Here is a 16,329-nt window from a genome sequence, read left to right as displayed (position 1 = left end):
ATTAAATATATACTCTCTGATTATTTCCACTTTAACATTATTTACTAATTAATTTTAATTTGTCTAATTTGGTTATTAAGGTCCTTTTTCATAGAAGGCAAAAGCTTAATATTCTGTAGTTGATAATATACTACAGAATAATCCTTGAGATTTATTTCAAATTCAGCATCTCTTCCGTCATCTAGCTCACATCTTACTAATAGCCTGCCAAAGTTAATATTCTTATCTACTTTTATAGTATTACCTTCAATTTTCTTTCCTATTTTTTTGCAAAAGCTTAAAGTAGCATCCTTAATTCTATTATCATCAATTGCAGGCTTAAAATCCTTGTCCGAGTCATTTATAGCTTTTACACTTAGTACTTCACCTGTTTTTTCATCTATAGAAGCAGAATATTCACCCATCTTATTTTCATTATAATTTTTAGGAGTGAAAAGAACATATATTATGCTCTCATTTTTTGCTTTAGCCATATTTTCTGCCTCTACTTTTGCATCTTCTGGATGTTCTTTTGAGTATTTTTCCACTATTTCTTCATATTTTTTTGCATCTTCTGGATTTTTCTTGTTTAACTCTTCTGTTTCCTTTATGGCATTAGCTGATCTGTCTACTTTAGTTTGTGAAAAATAGTTTGCATTTTTTCCCATATAGCTTTTCATTGCTTCTGTAGCTATTTTAATTGCTTCTTCATCATTCATAGTTCCCTGTTTTAAAGCATTACTACTACTCTTATTTTCTGCTGTTACTACTACATTTTTAGTAACATCCTTTTTTTGACTTGCGTAAGTAACTCCTGAAGCACCTCCTACTACTAATAATGTTAAAGCCCAAACTAATATTTTTTTTCTATTCATAATAAATACCTCCAAAATTTTATTTAGTTGTTTAGCATGCCAAAACATCTTTACTACAATATAAAGTATATATTAGAGATATGTAAAAACCATACTTCACTTGTCACTAAATTGTAAAATTTCTAAACAATTTACCATTTTATTTCTAATCTTACGCTAACTTCTTTTATAAGCAGAACCTTATGTATTTCTGCTTATAAAAGAAGTACAGTGGCAAGAATATTCTTGTATGATCATCATGACCATGTGAAATAACACTATTGCTTAAAATGGAAAAAATCAGATTGAATAAAATCTCTCTGACTATTTCCATTTTAACTTTATACAGAACTACATTTCTTCGTTCAATAATAACCAGTAAGTTCCATATGCTGTTAAGAATTTTATTTACTAATTAATTTTGATCTCTCTTTGACTATCATTATCCTTTTGCATCCAAGGTAAAGTTTTAATATCATTATCCTTTATTTCATAATGTATTACAGAATAATCTCTAAGATTTATTTCAATTTCAGCATTTCTTCCATCATCCAGCTTACAATCTATAAATAATCTTCCTAAATCAATTTCCTTATTAACCCTTATAGTATTACCTGAAATTTTCTTCCCTATTTTTTTTAAAAAGCTTAAAGTTGCATCTTTAACTTTATTATCATCAATTGCAGGTTTTAAATTCTCGTCTAAATCATTTATAGCTGTTACATTTATTACTTCACCATTTTTTTCATTTATGGAAACAAAATTTGAACCTCCCTTACTTTTTTCAAAATCTTTAGGTGTAAAGCAAACATCTATTCTACTCTCATTCTTTAATTTAGCTGCATATTCTGCTATTATTTTTGCATCTTTTGGATGCTCTTTAGCAAATTTTTTCTTTGATTCTTCAATCTTTTTTACCTCCTCAGGATGTTCTTTTGCATATTCTTTTCTAAGTCCCTCTTCTACTTTTCTTTCATCAGATGACCTGTATATTTTAGTTGATGAAAAATAACTTGAATCTTTTCCCATATAGCTTTTCATTGCTTCTGTAGCTATTTTAATTGCTTCTTCATCGCTTATAGTTCCTTGTTGTCTAATATTACTACTACTTTTATTTTCTGCTACTACAGCTACATTTTTAGTAGTATCCTTTTTTTGACTTGCATAAGTAACTCCTGAAGCACTTCCTATTACTAATAATGTTAAAGCCCAAACTAATATTCTTTTTCTATTCATAAATGAATACCTCCAAAATTGTATTTAGCTGTTTAGCATGCCAAAACATCTTTACTACAATATAAAGTATATATTAGAGATATGTAAAAACCATCCTTCACTTGTCACCAAGTTGTAAAATCTATGAACAATTTACCATTTTATTTCTAATCCTACTCCAACTTCTTTTATAGGCAGAACCTTATGTATTTCTGCTTTAACAATAAACGAAGTACAGTGGCAAGGATATAATTCTTTTATGTTGTTCTGTTTAAAATAATGAATTGTTTTATTAACTTGTTCATCAACTTCAAATAAGTGAAACCCACCTATAACTCCTAATACTCTAGTATCTTTACATACTTTCTTTGCATATTCTATTATGTTACATATACCACTGTGGGAACAACCAGTAATAATATAAATGCCATTCTCATTTTTATATACCAGTGCAGTATCATCCATTACATAATCATCAATAAAAGCACCGCAAACAGATTGTTTACCTATAGGCTTTCTATTTTCAAAATCACTTGTTTCAGGTATTTCCCCTAAAAAGGTTATATTTTTACTAACTTTAATAGGTTCTTTTGAAAGAATTAAATTACATTTTTCTTTCAACTCATTCTCTAAAATTGGAGAGCAAATTTTTAAATCTTCTATTTCTTTTTCTTTGAATGCATCTGGATGGGCAATAATAGAAATATTATTTTTATTATTTTCATTAAAATAGTATTTTAACCCTCTTGTATGATCATCATGTCCATGCGAGACAACAATATTGCTTATATTGTCTAAATTTATTCCAAATGCTTTAGCATTTTTCATAAATAAATCAGAATATCCTACATCTAATAAAAAGCTTGTATCTCCATCTTCGATATAATATGAAACAGCAGGTTCACCGCAATAGTACTGATCAATGTAAGTATTGTTATCTACCAAAACTTTTAACTTCATAACTTTTCCTCCTAATTCACTTTGCAATCAGAGTATATCTATTGGTATAAGCAATTTTTCATATAGTAATACCAATTTGTGCAATTCATAGTTAAAAACAAATAACTGCTCTACAAATATTTCAATTCTTCCAATTATATATACATTATAATATAATATTTAAATATCTACAAAAATAGTAAATGATATTATTTAATCCTGACATACTGTTGTCACAATTGAACTGTTATTATATTAAGTAAGATAATAATATATTAGGAGGTTTAATATAAAAAATGGATTATGAAAGAATGCATAATAAAGAACCATTACCAACTTATGAGGAAATACGAAATTTTATTGGTAATATCGAAGTAAAAAAGTTTGATAAAGTAATTGCCTTCATTGAAGAAAATTATAACTTTAATAAAGAAATATGCTATGGAGGAAAGAATTATGGAGTATTAATAAGATTTAGACGAAGTGGAAAAACACTTTTATCATTGTTTCCAGAAAAAAATTGTTTTTCTTGTGTTCTTGTATATGGCAAAAAAGAAATTGAACAATTTCAAAATAGAAAGAATGAATTTAGCGATTATATGAATGTAATTTTTAATGAAACTAAGCATTATCATGATGGAAAATGGATGTTAATAAGAATTGAAGATGAAAAGTACATAGATGAATTGATGGAAATGATAAAAGTTAAGAAAAAGCCAAATAAGAAAAACATTACAATATGATTACAAAAATAGATGCCTAAAATGCATATTAACGCAATTTAAGGCATCTTTTTTTATTCTATACTAAAGCAGGTTCACGAACTTCTTTATATATAGTTGCCATTGTATCCAATGTGGTTTGACATGCTGGTTCTAATGGATAATAGCCTTTTTTAACCATATATTGCCACACTTCATAAGCATGATTACAACTCATAGTAAATGCATCCTTTAAAAATTCTCTTACACCTGGATTGCTTGCTTCCATTGCTGACCATGCATATTCTCTTCCTGCTCTTTTTAAAGTTAAAAGATATGCAGTTGCCACTTCTATGTCATTCACATGCTATAAGTTATACTATCATTGTAAGTTCTTGACTTTTTATTTGTTTCATTATATCATTCAAGATAGATGTTCAGGGGGGAAAATACTTATGAAAAGTAAAGAAGATTATGTTTCTCGTGCACAAGTTGCATTATGGAATACCACTATAAAAATTGCAGACAATCTTAGAGACTTGTCCGAATTTGGAATAACTGAAACACAGTTTAATATGTTGGATTTATTATCAAAAAAAGAATCATTCAAAGTTACAGATTTAGCTGAAAGAATGGGAGTTAAGCCAAGTGCCATAACAACAATGATTGATAGATTGACTAATAGTGGATTAGTTTGCCGAAGGCATGGTGAAAAGGATAGAAGAGCTGTATTAGTTTCTATAACAGATGAAGGAAGAAATTTACTAAATAAATTTGAGGAAAAATGCCGCAAAGTATTAAAAAGCTATCTTTCCTATTTAGAACCTGATGAATTGGAAGCTTTAGCTTCCATTTATGAGAAATTAGGCAAATTAAATATAGATGTAAGCAAAACTGAATATTAATTGCTACTGGAATAAAAAAACAGATGAAAGCTTTATATTTGACTCGCTTTCATCTGTTTTTTTATTCCAGTTTTTTAAATATACTTTTAGTAATTTCTATTGAATTTAACAGTACTAATAAATCTTCTGATGATAAATTTATAAGTTTATTCTTTAAATTTTCCTTAGCTATTTCTAATATTTCTAAACTATATTCTTCACCTTTTTCAGTAATATTAATATTGATTGTTCTCCTATCTTGTTCATTATGAACCCTGTAAACCAAATTTAAATCAACTAATTTATCTATAACAATTGTCATTTGTGGACTAGAAATAGTTAACTTTTTACATAGTTTTGAAATTGGTAAACCTCCTTCTTCATGAAGAATTCCTAATACCATTAATTGATTTAATGGAAGGATTTTAATGGGTGCTGTATGAGGAAGATTTTTAATATATACCGTATCAAGCCTTATAACTTTTTTTAACATCATTGGAAGGAAGGTTATTAAATTTTCAGCTAATGCATCCACAAGATTATTACGCATATGTTTTCCCCCTTATAATTTTAATTTAAGAAATGCGTTGATTTTATAATTACAAGATCAACGCATTTTATTAAGAGAATATATTACTTTGTAATGTCTGAACTTGCCAACATATTCAATAATGTAAGTGTATTTCTATAGTTAGTATATATATCTATTTAGCTATATTAATCTTATCTCCATTACTTAATAAATTTTGTCCTTCTACAATTACATCTGCTCCTGCTTTTATATTTCCAGTTACTTCTGTAACTTTTTCATCAGAAATACCAACATCCACAGATAGTTTTTTAACCTTTCCATTATCAGCTAAATAGAGGTAGTTTACGTTATTCTCAATTTTAAGCGCCTCATTTGGAACTGTTAGTATATTATCTTTCTTTTCAGATGGTAATGATACTTTTGCAAACATACCTGCTTTAAGTTCCCCTGTTGAATTACTAATTTTTACTTTTACAGTATAAGAATTATCTTTAGAACTAGAATTAGGACTAATTTTATCTATTACTCCAGTTACTTTTTTATTTTCTAATGCACTTACACTTACTTGTACAGATTGTCCAATTTGAATTTTTCCAATTACCTTATCTGGTACGCTTATTTCTGCAGTAAAGCTGCTGCTGTCTATTATAGTAACTGAACCAGATTGACCACCAGCAATTTGACCTACCTTAACATCTTTAGCAGATACTACTCCATTAATAGGTGAAGTAATTGAAGCATCATTTAATTGAATCTGTGCAGCATTTACGCCTGCTTGAGATTGTGCTACTTGAGCTGCTGCTGCTTGTGTAGATTGAGGACCAGACTTTTGAACTATAAGATTTAAGTTATCTTGAGCAGCCTTTAAATCTGCAGAACAGTTATCATATTTAACTTTTGCATTATCTACATCTTGTTTAGCTATAGCCCCTGAAGCATAAAGTTTCTGCATCTTATCATAGTTATTTTGAGCATCATTATAGGCTATTTGTGATTTTTGAAGTGATTGCTCAGCAGCTGTTATTTGTTGTTGAAGTCCAGAATCACTTGTTTTAGCCAAATTAGCATTTGAAGCTGCTAAGGCTGCTTGTTGAGATTGAAGTTGTGCTTGAAGTTGTGCTGCATCTAGTGTAAACAATACTTGTCCCGCTGTAACTTTGTCTCCTATATCTACATTTACACTAGCCACTTTTCCCCCAGCTTTAGGTAAAACCGTTACCTCTTCAGTAGGATTTAATTTACTTGCATATTCTAACTCAGTAGATATTGAACCAACAGCTACTTTTTCTACTTTTACATTTTTAACATCTTGCTTTCCTTCTGCTTTTTTGTTTTTTCCCAAAATAGAAACACACCCAATAACAACAAGTATTAATGCTACACCAACTATTAACTTCTTTTTATTTAAACCATTAATATTAAACTTCATACTTCACAGCCTCCTTATGACTTTTCTTTTTCTTAAATACAACTTTGGTTAAATCATCCATTAAGGTATAAACCACTGGTATTACTATTGGAGAAAGTATAGTTGATGCTACCATACCACCTATAATTACTATAGCCATACTTTGCTTCATTTCACTTCCTTCACCCATGGATAAAGCTACAGGTAGCATTGAAACTATCATTGTTGAACTTGTCATTATTATAGGTCTTAACCTGGTAACACCAGATTCAATAAGTGCATCTTTTAAATTCATTCCTTTTTTCATTAATGTGTTTGTATAATCTATTAATAAGGTACCATTTTTAGATGATAAGCCTTCAAGCATTATAAGACCAATCATTGACATCAGGTTTAAAGTTTGTCCTGTTAACGCCAGCAAACCAAAGGCACCTATTATAGCACAAGGAAGAGATACCATTCTTATAGCTGGTGTTAAGAAAGACTCATAAAGTACCACTAGTATCATATAAACAAGACATAGTGAAGCACCTAAGGCTAATCCAAGAGAACTAAAGGAATCTGCCATATTCTTTTGAGTTCCGCCATAGCTTATACTGTAACCTTCAGGTATGGATAAGGATTTTAATTTAGCTTTTATATCATTGGTTACCTCTCCAAGAACTCTACCTTGAAGATTTGCACTTATAGTAACAACATCCTGTTTATCCTCTCTAGATATTGATGGTGCACTATCTGCTTTTACAATTGATGCAACTTCACTTAATGGTATTTGCTGTCCAGATGCATTTGTAATTTTTATAGATTTAATATCTTCAGCATTTTTTATCTGACCATTCATAAATTTAATTGTTATATCATTTTCTGTATTATTTGCTCTATATACTCCTGCTTTGGTACCTGCTAAAGCAGTTCTTACAGAGCTTCCTATATCAGATGATGAAACTCCATATTGTGCAGCAGCTAGACTATCTATATTTACTCTTAGTTCACTGCTTTTTATATTAGAAGAATTACTTATATCAATAACTCCAGGCACTGCTTTTACTATTTTTTCAACTTGCTTTGATAAATCCTCTAAGGTACTCTGATCATCTCCTTTTATACTGATAGAAACAGGCTTACTGCTTCCACCACCAGATTGTGATTCTGTTACAGTAAAATCTACTCCAGTCATGGTTTTACCAAAATCACGAACTTGTGTTGCTAGCTTGGTTTGACTTTTTTTACGTTCACTTTTAGGAACTAGATTAACCATAATTTCACCTGTAGCCTTATCTGAACTTCCTTGTCCATTTGAGCCAACCATTGTAAAGTAGCTTTTTACTTCTTTCATATTCTTTAAATATTTTTCAACCTGAGTAATTTTTTCATCTGTTTGCTTTAATGTAGAACCTGGCGTAAGGGAAAGATCAATAGTAAAACTACCTTGATCAGCTGTAGGTATAAACTCAGATTTTAATATTCCCATTGGTATAAGAGCAACACTAAGTACAATACAGATAATAACAGCAGATAACACTTTTTTTCTATGTTCTAAAGACCATATGAGAGTACTTTTATATTTTTCTAAAACCTTGCTATAAAAGCCATCCTTCTTGATTTCTTTTTCTTTACTTTCTCTTTTAAGTATGCGAGATGAAAGCATTGGTGTAACTGTAAAAGATACTAAAAGAGAAAATATTGTAGCTACAACTATAGTAAGTCCAAACTCTCTAAACAACTGCCCTATCATACCAGACATAAGAGAAATAGGAGCAAATACAACTATGTCACAAAGACTTATAGCTACAGCAGCCATTCCTACTTCATCACGTCCATCAATAGCTGCTCTTATAGGATCTTTACCTAAACCTAAATGCCTTTGTATGCTTTCTATTACAACTATAGAATCATCCACCAGTGTACCTACAACCAAGGATAATCCCATAAGAGACAGCATATTGAGAGTAAAATTAAACTTATACATCATAAAGAAGGTAGCTATAAGTGATGTAGGTATAGCAACTAAAACAACTAAAGAAGAACGGAAACTACGGAAGAATAAGTAAAGTACAACTGCAGTAGTTATAATTCCTTCTATAAGATTGTGCTGTACTTGCTTTAATGAAGAAGTAATAAAAGTAGTAGTATCAAAGGCAATATCAATTTTAATATCGCTTGGGATACTCTTTTTAATTGATTCTAACTGCTTTTTTACACTATTTGCTACTTCTACTACATTGGCATCACTTTGCTTTCCAACTACAACTGCCATAGTTTTATTACCATTAAATCTTATTTGTGTAGTTGCATCTGGTGCTTCTAACTTTATTTGAGCAATTTCACCAAGACGTACACTTCCTCCATTTGCTGTAGGCACTAACATATTTTTAGCATCATCTATACTGTGAAATTGGCCAATTACTCTAACAGCTTGATCTTGCTTGTCCTGCTTAATTTCACCAGCAGGTACATTTAGGTTAACTGACTTTAATTTGCCCATTACAGTATTAGTGCTTATGCTGTAATATTCCATAGCAGTTTTATCAAGCTTTATCATTAACTGCTTTTTATCAGCACCCATTAAACTTACGCTTCCTACACCAGGGACTTTTTCTAATTTCTGTTTTAATATATCAGATTCATTATATAGTTCATCATAGCTTACATTTCCATTTAGAGAAATTGCTAAAACTGGTATAGCATTAGTATCCATCTTAAGTATAGTAGGTTTATTAGCATCTTCAGGAAGTTTTGAGGAAGCATTTTCAACTGCCTTTTGAACATCTGAGTATGCAGTGTTTAGATTAGCACTGGATTTAAAGGTTATTGTAACAGTACCATAACCTTCTTTTGCTGTTGAACTAATTGTATCAACACCACTTATTCCTGATACTGAATCTTCTATTGGTTTTATAACATCTTTTTTTATGTCATCAGCACCAGCACCACTATAAATTGTACTAACTGTTATAACAGGGTTATTCATAGATGGTAGTAAATTTGCTCCCATTTTTAAATAGCCAAAAACACCAAGTGCAATTAATAAAATTACTACCATCCACATTGCTGCTGGCCTTTTTACAGATATTTCAGTTATCTTCATTTTTATCCTCCTAGCATAAAGTTGTTAATATTTAACGTTCGTTACATTTTAACCTATATTAATATTTAATGCGTATTAAATATTAATATAGGTTAAATTATAGTATTATTTTACATGGAAATCAATAGTTTTTTATTAGATATTAATAAACATTAGTGCTATTTGAATTTAAAAATTGATGTTAAATTTATAAAATCGTATAATTATTAAAAGAGAATGATAAAACAAAATTTAAGGAGAATACAACTATGAATAACAAAATCTTAATTATAGATGACGATAAAGAACTTTGCTTACTACTTCAAAAAAGCGTTAGCACTGAAAATATAGAAGCAGACTGCTGCCACTTTGGAAATGCTGGTTTATCTGCTCTTAAAAATAGTGAATACCAACTAGTTGTTCTTGATGTTATGATGCCTGGAATAGACGGATTTGAAACACTAGAAAGAATACGCGAAAAAAGCAGTGTTCCTATTCTTATGTTAACTTCTAAAAATGATAACAGCTGCAAAATACGAGGACTCCGAGCTGGAGCTGATGACTACCTTACAAAACCCTTTGACATGGATGAATTTATTGCTCGTGTCATTTCATTAATTCGACGTTATACTCGTTTCAATCCTGCTGGTGTACAAGCTTCAAAGCTTGATTATGATGGGTTAGTAATAGATTTAGATAGCAGAACTGTTATGGTTCATAACGAAACATTAGAACTACCACCAAAAGAATTTGATATTCTTTTATACTGTGCAAAAAATCAAGGAAAAATTTTAACAAAAAAACAGATTTATGAAGAAGTTTGGGGTGAGTCCTATGCCTATGATGACAGCAATATTATGGCTCTTATAAGCAGGATTCGTAAAAAAATCGAGAAAAATCCAAGCAAACCTATTTTCATTCAGACAGTAAAGGGAATTGGATATAGATTTAATAAGGAGGTATAGTAAATGGATTCTTCTACTTTGTTAATGCTTGCTGCTGTTATTACAATTATCTCTCTTATACTAGCTTTTAGCTTTTTAGTGAAGTTATTTCAAGTAAAAAATAAATTAAAAAATATTTTAGAGATCTTAAACGATATTCAAGCAGGTAATGGAAACCATAAAATTTTAGCAAGTCCTAATGATATAACTGCTGTTATTTGTTATAAAATAAATGATATTGTTTATAGTTATGAAAAGCAACTTGCTTCTCTTCGAAAAGCTGCTGAAACTAATAAACAGCTTATGACAAGCCTTTCTCATGATGTACGAACGCCTTTAACTACTTTAATTGGTTATTTAGATGCAATACATAAAGGAATCGTCCAGGGAAAAGAACAAGAAACTTATATAGAAACAGCTAGACATAAGGCACATGATTTAAAAGATTACATTGATGTTCTTTTTGATTGGTTCAAATTAAATTCTAATGAAGAAACTTTTTCTATTCAGCCTTTTGAAATTTCAGAATTGACAAGGAATATATTAAAAGACTGGATACCTATTTTCGAGGAAAAAGCGCTTAACTATGACATAGATATTCCTGAAAGACCCATAATAACAAAAGTGGATTCAGAAGGATATACTCGTGTTATCAATAATCTGGTGCAAAATGTTCTGACACACAGCAATGCAAGCCACATTGAAGTTTCTGTTTTAAGCAAACTTAATCAAGTTGAAATATGTATTACTGATAATGGAAAAGGAATATCCAAAGAAGATATTAAACATATTTTCGAACGACTGTACAAATGCGATAAAGGTCGATCTGAAAAAGGAAGCGGCTTAGGTCTTTCAATTGTGCAACAAATTGTAGAAAATATGAATGGTACAATTTCTGTACACAGCGAGCTAGATAGATATACATCATTTATTATAAAATTTCCTTTAAGGCATATTCAAAAAAATAACAAGTCAGTATGTTAGTATATTTTGCGTCATACTGCGTCAACAGAACCCTTTGATAGAACAACTATCAGCGGAACCTGTTTCCTTGTCTGACACAAAATATACTAACATCTTTGACTTGCTATTTTCTTTCATATGCCTAAACTAATAAGTAAATTCCCATCTTTGCTGTAATTTTTACCTTTTTTCAAAAAGCAAGGTTTATGCAAGACTAATGCAAGGTTAATGCAAGGTTCACGTGCTATACTCTTTATTGTAACTACAAAGGAGGTTTGAACAAATGAATGATTATGTTATAGAAACTAAAAATTTAACTAAACAATATGGCACTCAAAAAAGTGTTGCTGATCTAAATATTCATGTAAAGAAGGGACGTATTTATGGACTGCTAGGAAGAAATGGTGCTGGAAAAACCACCACTATGAAAATGCTTTTAAATCTTACCCAGCCAACTTCCGGAGAAGTTTTCATTTTTGGCAAAAATATTAGAAAAAATGAAAAAAGAATTCTTCCACGTATTGGTTCTCTAATTGAAGCACCAGGATTTTATCCTAATCTTACCGGTACAGAAAATTTGCGTATCTTTGCAGAATTACGCGGTATTCCTAAGAGTGATTCAATTAAAAATTCACTAAAATTAGTTGGTTTGCCTTATAAGGATAAAAAATTATTCTCAGCATATTCTCTTGGTATGAAGCAGCGTTTGTCTATTGCTCTTGCTGTCATGCATGATCCAGAGCTATTGATTTTGGATGAGCCAATTAACGGACTTGATCCTATTGGCATTGCTGAAGTACGTACTTTTATTCGTGATTTATGTAATGTAAGAGGAAAAACAATCCTTATTTCAAGCCATATTCTTTCGGAAATTTCCCTTTTGGCAGATGATATTGGTATTATTGACCATGGTGTACTACTGGAAGAAGAAAGTCTTAAAGAATTAGAAGAGAAAAACAGCAAGTATATTCACTTTGATGTTTCAGATACTTCACAGTCAGCACGAATATTGGAATCTGTATTTAAGTGTAAAAATTTTAGAGTAGTTGACGATCATAACATTTTACTTTATGACACTAGCTTGCCGCAAGCAGCAATTAATCGATCTTTTATTCAAAATGGATTGGAGGTTTCAGAATCCCATCTTTGTGAAGATACTTTAGAGGAATACTTCAAAAAAGTAACTGGAGGTGCTGGAATTGCTTAAACTAATAAAATGCGAGTTTTGGAAACTGAAACGAAAAAAATTTATTCAACTGGTAGTTGCTGCAGCTTTCTTGTTTCCTATTGCCATAACATATTATAGCATTAAACCATCAAGTATGCAGCGATATGATGGTCTTAGCGATGCTTTCAATGGATTATTTAATAATGTACTTGCTTTCGGAATGCAGTTCCTTTTGCCTTGCATAATTGGTATACTTGCATCAATACTTTTTTTTATGGAACGTGACAGTAATACCTTCAAAAACTTAAAGACAATTCCAGTTACTATTGAACAAATGGTTTTTGCTAAAATTATGGTATTGTTTATATTCAGCATTATCTTTTGTTTAGCTTCTACATTAGCCACAACATTATGTGGAATGGTGGTATTTAAAGTAAATGGAATGCTATATAAATTACTTATGTCTGTTGAAATGGGAATCTTTATAACTGCTGGAACATTGCCGCTCATTGTACTGGTAGTGTATTTCAGCAGAACATATATTTTCTCTATCTTATTGTGCATATTTTACAGTATATTAAGTATGAGTGCTACATCACTTTACGATATACTTCCAAAATCAATCTTATGGTTAATTCCAATGGCACTTACTACATTCTGGAGTGCAGGTGATATGGTAGCTCATGGTATTAAACTAAATTTATCTAAACTATCATGGCTTATTCCTTCAACCTTCTGTATCATTACTATTTTGGGAATCATGGCTGTAATTTCTATATACTTGATGATTGTATTATATAAAAAGTGGGAGGAGTGATAAAAATGTGGCGAATTGCAAAAACAGAAATTTGGAAACTGAAACGATATAACATTATTTGGGCTGGAATCGCACTTATGCTCCTTTCAGTATTGTTAACTTTATTTACTTCTATGGCAAAGGATGGTTCTGTATGGGATTTCAGATATTTAATAGAACAGGTTATCAAAAACAATATGTCTACCATTTTTCCAATGTGTATTACTTTGATTGCTGGATATATTATAACCCGTGAATATAAGGATGACACTTTAAAAAATATTTTGACAATTCCTATTTCCTTTAAGCAGCTTATTATAGGCAAATTGATTGTGTGTGGAATATTATCCTTATTTCTTGGTATCGTATGTACTGTTTTTATAATTATAGGAGAACTACTTGCACATTTTCCTGGAGCCTCTTTAGTACTAGTAGTTCAAGCTCTTTGGCAAATCACACTTATTAATTTTTTTCTCTACCTTGCTGTTATGCCTATTATTATCATAACAAGCTATTCACCAAACGGCTTTCTAGCAGGTGTTATTGTATCCTTCGTATATGGTTATGTTGGTATGTTAGCATCAGGAAATATGCTGTTTGCAAATCTGTGCCCAATTACTGCAGGTCTTGGTATGATTCAGTATAGGGGATATGACTCTTCTGTTCATTGGAATGTATTGTTGAACTTTTTTAGTATAGGAGCTTCGCTGTTTTTTTCCATTCTTTTGATTCATTTTACTGGAAATCCCATAGGAATGAAAAAGATTACTAAAAAAACTGCAAAATATGCACACAAAAAGGGATGGTAATAAATATTCTGCTACCATAGAATTACCTGCTGAAGGAAACTATATTGGAATTGAAGGCAATAATTTTACAGGAACAGTAAATTTAAATATTAAATAACTAAATTCCTTAAATGGTTATTAAAAAATAAGAATGTATAAATCTTATATAATAATACATTCTTATTTTTTTATACTCAATTATGAAACATAAATGACATTTTATTAATATTATAGCTAATATAATTAAAAATCACTTCTTTTAGTACCACTTTATTACTATATCCTTACTTCTAGGATAGATGACACGAATCTCATAAAACTTAATATTAGCTGCAGCTATATTCGCGTACATAACTGCTAAATGATTAGGTTCAAGCTTATATGGAAATGCAACCTGCTCATTTTGACCAATTAACACAGGTAATTTAGCAGGATTACTATAGCTTGACCAATCCCATACTTCAACAGTAATTTCATAGGTTTCTCTTGTACCTATATTGGCAATATTAGCTACTGCATAATTAGCTGTATTTTTAGCTAATACTCCAGTAGAAAAAACTTCGTTCCTATACATATCTAATCCCCCTTGTGTAATTTTATAGAAAACAACATCTAGCCTATTCCAGTATATGTCCTGATTTTATACAAAGTTACTGATTATTAATTTATACAATAGTTATATCTTAGGTAACAACGGTTTCCATAATATCAATATTTGTATTTAAACTAACTCAGCATTTTAACTATTTTATCAACAATTATAGAGCATAATCCTGCTAAATCTTATACATGCAATTCTTTAATCTCAGAATAATCATAAAGAATAGTAGTATCGGCTGGAAACTCACCATCTGCTAGTCACAATCTAAAAATCATAGGAACATTAGGTAATACATTAATCTTAAAAAGTAAATTTTTATAAATTTAATATAAACATTACCATAAAATACACGAATATAAAATTATAAGATTTTACGTAAGAGGAGGAACAACATGTCAATAAATATTCCATCATATTATTATACAGAAGTGGGCAAACGTGTTAAAGGTGAGAGCATAGCTAGCTTAAAAGATAAAATGGCTAAGGCTAGTGTTAATATTGCAGATAATGTACATAACAAATTAGATACTTCTAAGTGTATTGATTTAAGCACCTCTGAAGGGCGAGCAAGTGTTCATCTGTCAAATGAAGAGCTAAAAGGAATTGAAGAGGCTAAGAAACATGTAGGTAAAGTAGATCTAAGTGAAATTGAAAATAAACCAATTGAGTACGAAGTCGTAGTAAATAACAGAGAAGGTAGACCTCTTGACTATTATAACTTTGAAAATTGCGTAAATAGCATGTCAGAACTTAACGATAACCAAAAAACAACACTTAGAAATGCCATAATTACTTCAACAGAATCTGTAAATGGTCAGCAGCAAGATAGTAATACTTTTGGTATGCGTATTAGCCAAACTAATATGGAACTAAAATACATATCTCAAGAACTTGTACCTAAACAATATCAAGAGCAGTTTAATTCAATAGTGGATAAATATACAGACAAATTAACTGATAGATATACAAAGTTCTTAAAAGATTTTGAAACTGCTATTGCAAACACAAAAGATCCAGCTCTTATAGCTGGTGGTTGGAGAGAAAAAGCAAAAGAATCATTAGTTTCTCTCCAAAATGAAACAGATACATTTCATACCTCTAAAAGACAATATGATACCCTTTATAAAAATGTTGATATAAAAAATGATGCTAAAATAAAAGAAAGTTTAGCATCATTATATGACAATTTTATAAAAAATGATGCATCTTATACTAATTCTGTTGATCCTGTAGATCAAACTCAGTTAATAAATGAAGTTAAATATCTTAGTGAAAAATGGAATGCTGTTATTGATCAAATAAATGGTTCTACCAGCTTAAAATTTAAAACCTCTTTAAATTGTGTTATATAGTAAAGAACTCATTAATTTAATCAAATTTCAAATAAAATTCAGTCAACCCGCTAAATAATTTTGAAAATATAAACTCTGTCAAATAAAAAAATTTGATTCTATTTTAAATAAAAATAAAGGGATTTTCATAAAGATTAT

At 30.1% G+C, this 16,329-nt stretch carries 15 protein-coding genes and 1 pseudogene; 8 read left to right on the top strand and 8 right to left on the bottom strand.

The genetic code is table 11. The features are described 5' to 3' along the window. Positions 1-44: 44 nt before the first annotated feature. The 3 genes from HBE96_RS07820 to HBE96_RS07810 all read right to left on the bottom strand — a co-directional run bounded on the left by HBE96_RS07820 (position 45) and on the right by HBE96_RS07810 (position 3,008). Entirely contained in the window at positions 45-854 is an 810-nt protein-coding gene (locus HBE96_RS07820) for a hypothetical protein (RefSeq protein ID WP_243186862.1), read from the bottom strand. A 390-nt stretch (positions 855-1,244) separates the two neighbouring features. Further along, a complete protein-coding gene (locus tag HBE96_RS07815) occupies positions 1,245-2,069 on the bottom strand; it encodes a hypothetical protein (RefSeq protein ID WP_169297204.1) in 825 nt (274 codons plus the stop codon). A 132-nt stretch (positions 2,070-2,201) separates the two neighbouring features. Then, positions 2,202-3,008, bottom strand: a complete 807-nt coding sequence (locus HBE96_RS07810) for an MBL fold metallo-hydrolase (RefSeq protein WP_169297203.1) — start codon at positions 3,006-3,008, stop codon at positions 2,202-2,204. A gap of 275 nt (positions 3,009-3,283) precedes the next feature. Here HBE96_RS07810 and HBE96_RS07805 point away from each other — a divergent pair, with 275 nt between their 5' ends. Continuing rightward, on the top strand, positions 3,284-3,730 hold the full coding sequence (locus HBE96_RS07805; RefSeq protein ID WP_169297202.1) for a DUF3788 domain-containing protein: 447 nt from the start codon (positions 3,284-3,286) through the stop codon (positions 3,728-3,730). 58 nt (positions 3,731-3,788) lie between these two features. Here the strand turns inward: HBE96_RS07805 and HBE96_RS07800 are convergent. Further along, positions 3,789-4,052 (bottom strand): annotated as a pseudogene (locus tag HBE96_RS07800) (spore coat protein); the annotation flags it as partial. A gap of 91 nt (positions 4,053-4,143) precedes the next feature. Here HBE96_RS07800 and HBE96_RS07795 point away from each other — a divergent pair. Then, on the top strand, positions 4,144-4,593 hold the full coding sequence (locus HBE96_RS07795; RefSeq protein WP_169297201.1) for a MarR family winged helix-turn-helix transcriptional regulator: 450 nt from the start codon (positions 4,144-4,146) through the stop codon (positions 4,591-4,593). A gap of 61 nt (positions 4,594-4,654) precedes the next feature. Here HBE96_RS07795 and HBE96_RS07790 read toward each other — a convergent pair whose 3' ends face one another. From HBE96_RS07790 to HBE96_RS07780, 3 genes are all read right to left on the bottom strand, one after another. Then, positions 4,655-5,122: a MarR family winged helix-turn-helix transcriptional regulator gene (locus tag HBE96_RS07790; protein WP_169297200.1), complete on the bottom strand. Its 468-nt coding sequence runs from the start codon at positions 5,120-5,122 to the stop codon at positions 4,655-4,657. Between the two features lie 154 nt (positions 5,123-5,276). Further along, positions 5,277-6,533, bottom strand: a complete 1,257-nt coding sequence (locus HBE96_RS07785; RefSeq protein ID WP_169297199.1) for an efflux RND transporter periplasmic adaptor subunit — start codon at positions 6,531-6,533, stop codon at positions 5,277-5,279. Continuing rightward, a complete protein-coding gene (locus HBE96_RS07780) occupies positions 6,523-9,600 on the bottom strand; it encodes an efflux RND transporter permease subunit (RefSeq protein WP_169297198.1) in 3,078 nt (1,025 codons plus the stop codon). The genes HBE96_RS07785 and HBE96_RS07780 overlap by 11 nt, the downstream gene beginning before the upstream one ends. Positions 9,601-9,848: 248 nt before the next feature. Between HBE96_RS07780 and HBE96_RS07775 the strand changes: the two genes are divergently transcribed. The 5 genes from HBE96_RS07775 to HBE96_RS07755 all read left to right on the top strand — a co-directional run bounded on the left by HBE96_RS07775 (position 9,849) and on the right by HBE96_RS07755 (position 14,259). Beyond that, positions 9,849-10,544: a response regulator transcription factor gene (locus tag HBE96_RS07775; protein WP_169297197.1), complete on the top strand. Its 696-nt coding sequence runs from the start codon at positions 9,849-9,851 to the stop codon at positions 10,542-10,544. 3 nt (positions 10,545-10,547) lie between these two features. Then, entirely contained in the window at positions 10,548-11,507 is a 960-nt protein-coding gene (locus tag HBE96_RS07770) for a sensor histidine kinase (protein WP_169297196.1), read from the top strand. Between the two features lie 262 nt (positions 11,508-11,769). After that, positions 11,770-12,693 carry an ABC transporter ATP-binding protein gene (locus tag HBE96_RS07765; protein ID WP_169297195.1) on the top strand — a complete coding sequence of 308 codons (924 nt, stop codon included), beginning with the start codon at positions 11,770-11,772 and terminating at the stop codon, positions 12,691-12,693. Continuing rightward, positions 12,677-13,471: an ABC transporter permease gene (locus HBE96_RS07760; protein ID WP_483416366.1), complete on the top strand. Its 795-nt coding sequence runs from the start codon at positions 12,677-12,679 to the stop codon at positions 13,469-13,471. The genes HBE96_RS07765 and HBE96_RS07760 overlap by 17 nt, the downstream gene beginning before the upstream one ends. Before the next feature lie 5 nt (positions 13,472-13,476). Beyond that, positions 13,477-14,259 carry an ABC transporter permease gene (locus HBE96_RS07755; RefSeq protein ID WP_169297193.1) on the top strand — a complete coding sequence of 261 codons (783 nt, stop codon included), beginning with the start codon at positions 13,477-13,479 and terminating at the stop codon, positions 14,257-14,259. A 238-nt stretch (positions 14,260-14,497) separates the two neighbouring features. Here the strand turns inward: HBE96_RS07755 and HBE96_RS07750 are convergent, their stop codons facing one another. Then, entirely contained in the window at positions 14,498-14,812 is a 315-nt protein-coding gene (locus HBE96_RS07750) for a hypothetical protein (protein ID WP_169297192.1), read from the bottom strand. A 419-nt stretch (positions 14,813-15,231) separates the two neighbouring features. Here HBE96_RS07750 and HBE96_RS07745 point away from each other — a divergent pair, with 419 nt between their 5' ends. Beyond that, positions 15,232-16,191 carry a hypothetical protein gene (locus HBE96_RS07745; RefSeq protein ID WP_169297191.1) on the top strand — a complete coding sequence of 320 codons (960 nt, stop codon included), beginning with the start codon at positions 15,232-15,234 and terminating at the stop codon, positions 16,189-16,191. Positions 16,192-16,329: the final 138 nt, after the last annotated feature.

This window comes from Clostridium muellerianum (genome assembly GCF_012926525.1).
Taxonomy (GTDB): Bacteria; Bacillota; Clostridia; order Clostridiales; family Clostridiaceae; genus Clostridium_AM; species Clostridium_AM muellerianum.
The sequence above is the reverse complement of the archived record's forward strand: the minus strand, read 5'-3'. Positions and strand labels throughout refer to the sequence as shown.

Excerpts from the sequence above, each read along its gene's own strand:
- HBE96_RS07820 (WP_243186862.1), bottom strand. The coding sequence starts at position 854 with ATGAATAGAAAAAAAATATTAGTTTGGGCTTTAACATTATTAGTAGTA.
- HBE96_RS07815 (WP_169297204.1), bottom strand. The coding sequence starts at position 2,069 with ATGAATAGAAAAAGAATATTAGTTTGGGCTTTAACATTATTAGTAATA.
- HBE96_RS07810 (WP_169297203.1), bottom strand. The coding sequence starts at position 3,008 with ATGAAGTTAAAAGTTTTGGTAGATAACAATACTTACATTGATCAGTAC.
- HBE96_RS07805 (WP_169297202.1), top strand. The coding sequence starts at position 3,284 with ATGGATTATGAAAGAATGCATAATAAAGAACCATTACCAACTTATGAG.
- HBE96_RS07795 (WP_169297201.1), top strand. The coding sequence starts at position 4,144 with ATGAAAAGTAAAGAAGATTATGTTTCTCGTGCACAAGTTGCATTATGG.
- HBE96_RS07790 (WP_169297200.1), bottom strand. The coding sequence starts at position 5,122 with ATGCGTAATAATCTTGTGGATGCATTAGCTGAAAATTTAATAACCTTC.
- HBE96_RS07785 (WP_169297199.1), bottom strand. The coding sequence starts at position 6,533 with ATGAAGTTTAATATTAATGGTTTAAATAAAAAGAAGTTAATAGTTGGT.
- HBE96_RS07780 (WP_169297198.1), bottom strand. The coding sequence starts at position 9,600 with ATGAAGATAACTGAAATATCTGTAAAAAGGCCAGCAGCAATGTGGATG.
- HBE96_RS07775 (WP_169297197.1), top strand. The coding sequence starts at position 9,849 with ATGAATAACAAAATCTTAATTATAGATGACGATAAAGAACTTTGCTTA.
- HBE96_RS07770 (WP_169297196.1), top strand. The coding sequence starts at position 10,548 with ATGGATTCTTCTACTTTGTTAATGCTTGCTGCTGTTATTACAATTATC.
- HBE96_RS07765 (WP_169297195.1), top strand. The coding sequence starts at position 11,770 with ATGAATGATTATGTTATAGAAACTAAAAATTTAACTAAACAATATGGC.
- HBE96_RS07755 (WP_169297193.1), top strand. The coding sequence starts at position 13,477 with ATGTGGCGAATTGCAAAAACAGAAATTTGGAAACTGAAACGATATAAC.
- HBE96_RS07750 (WP_169297192.1), bottom strand. The coding sequence starts at position 14,812 with ATGTATAGGAACGAAGTTTTTTCTACTGGAGTATTAGCTAAAAATACA.
- HBE96_RS07745 (WP_169297191.1), top strand. The coding sequence starts at position 15,232 with ATGTCAATAAATATTCCATCATATTATTATACAGAAGTGGGCAAACGT.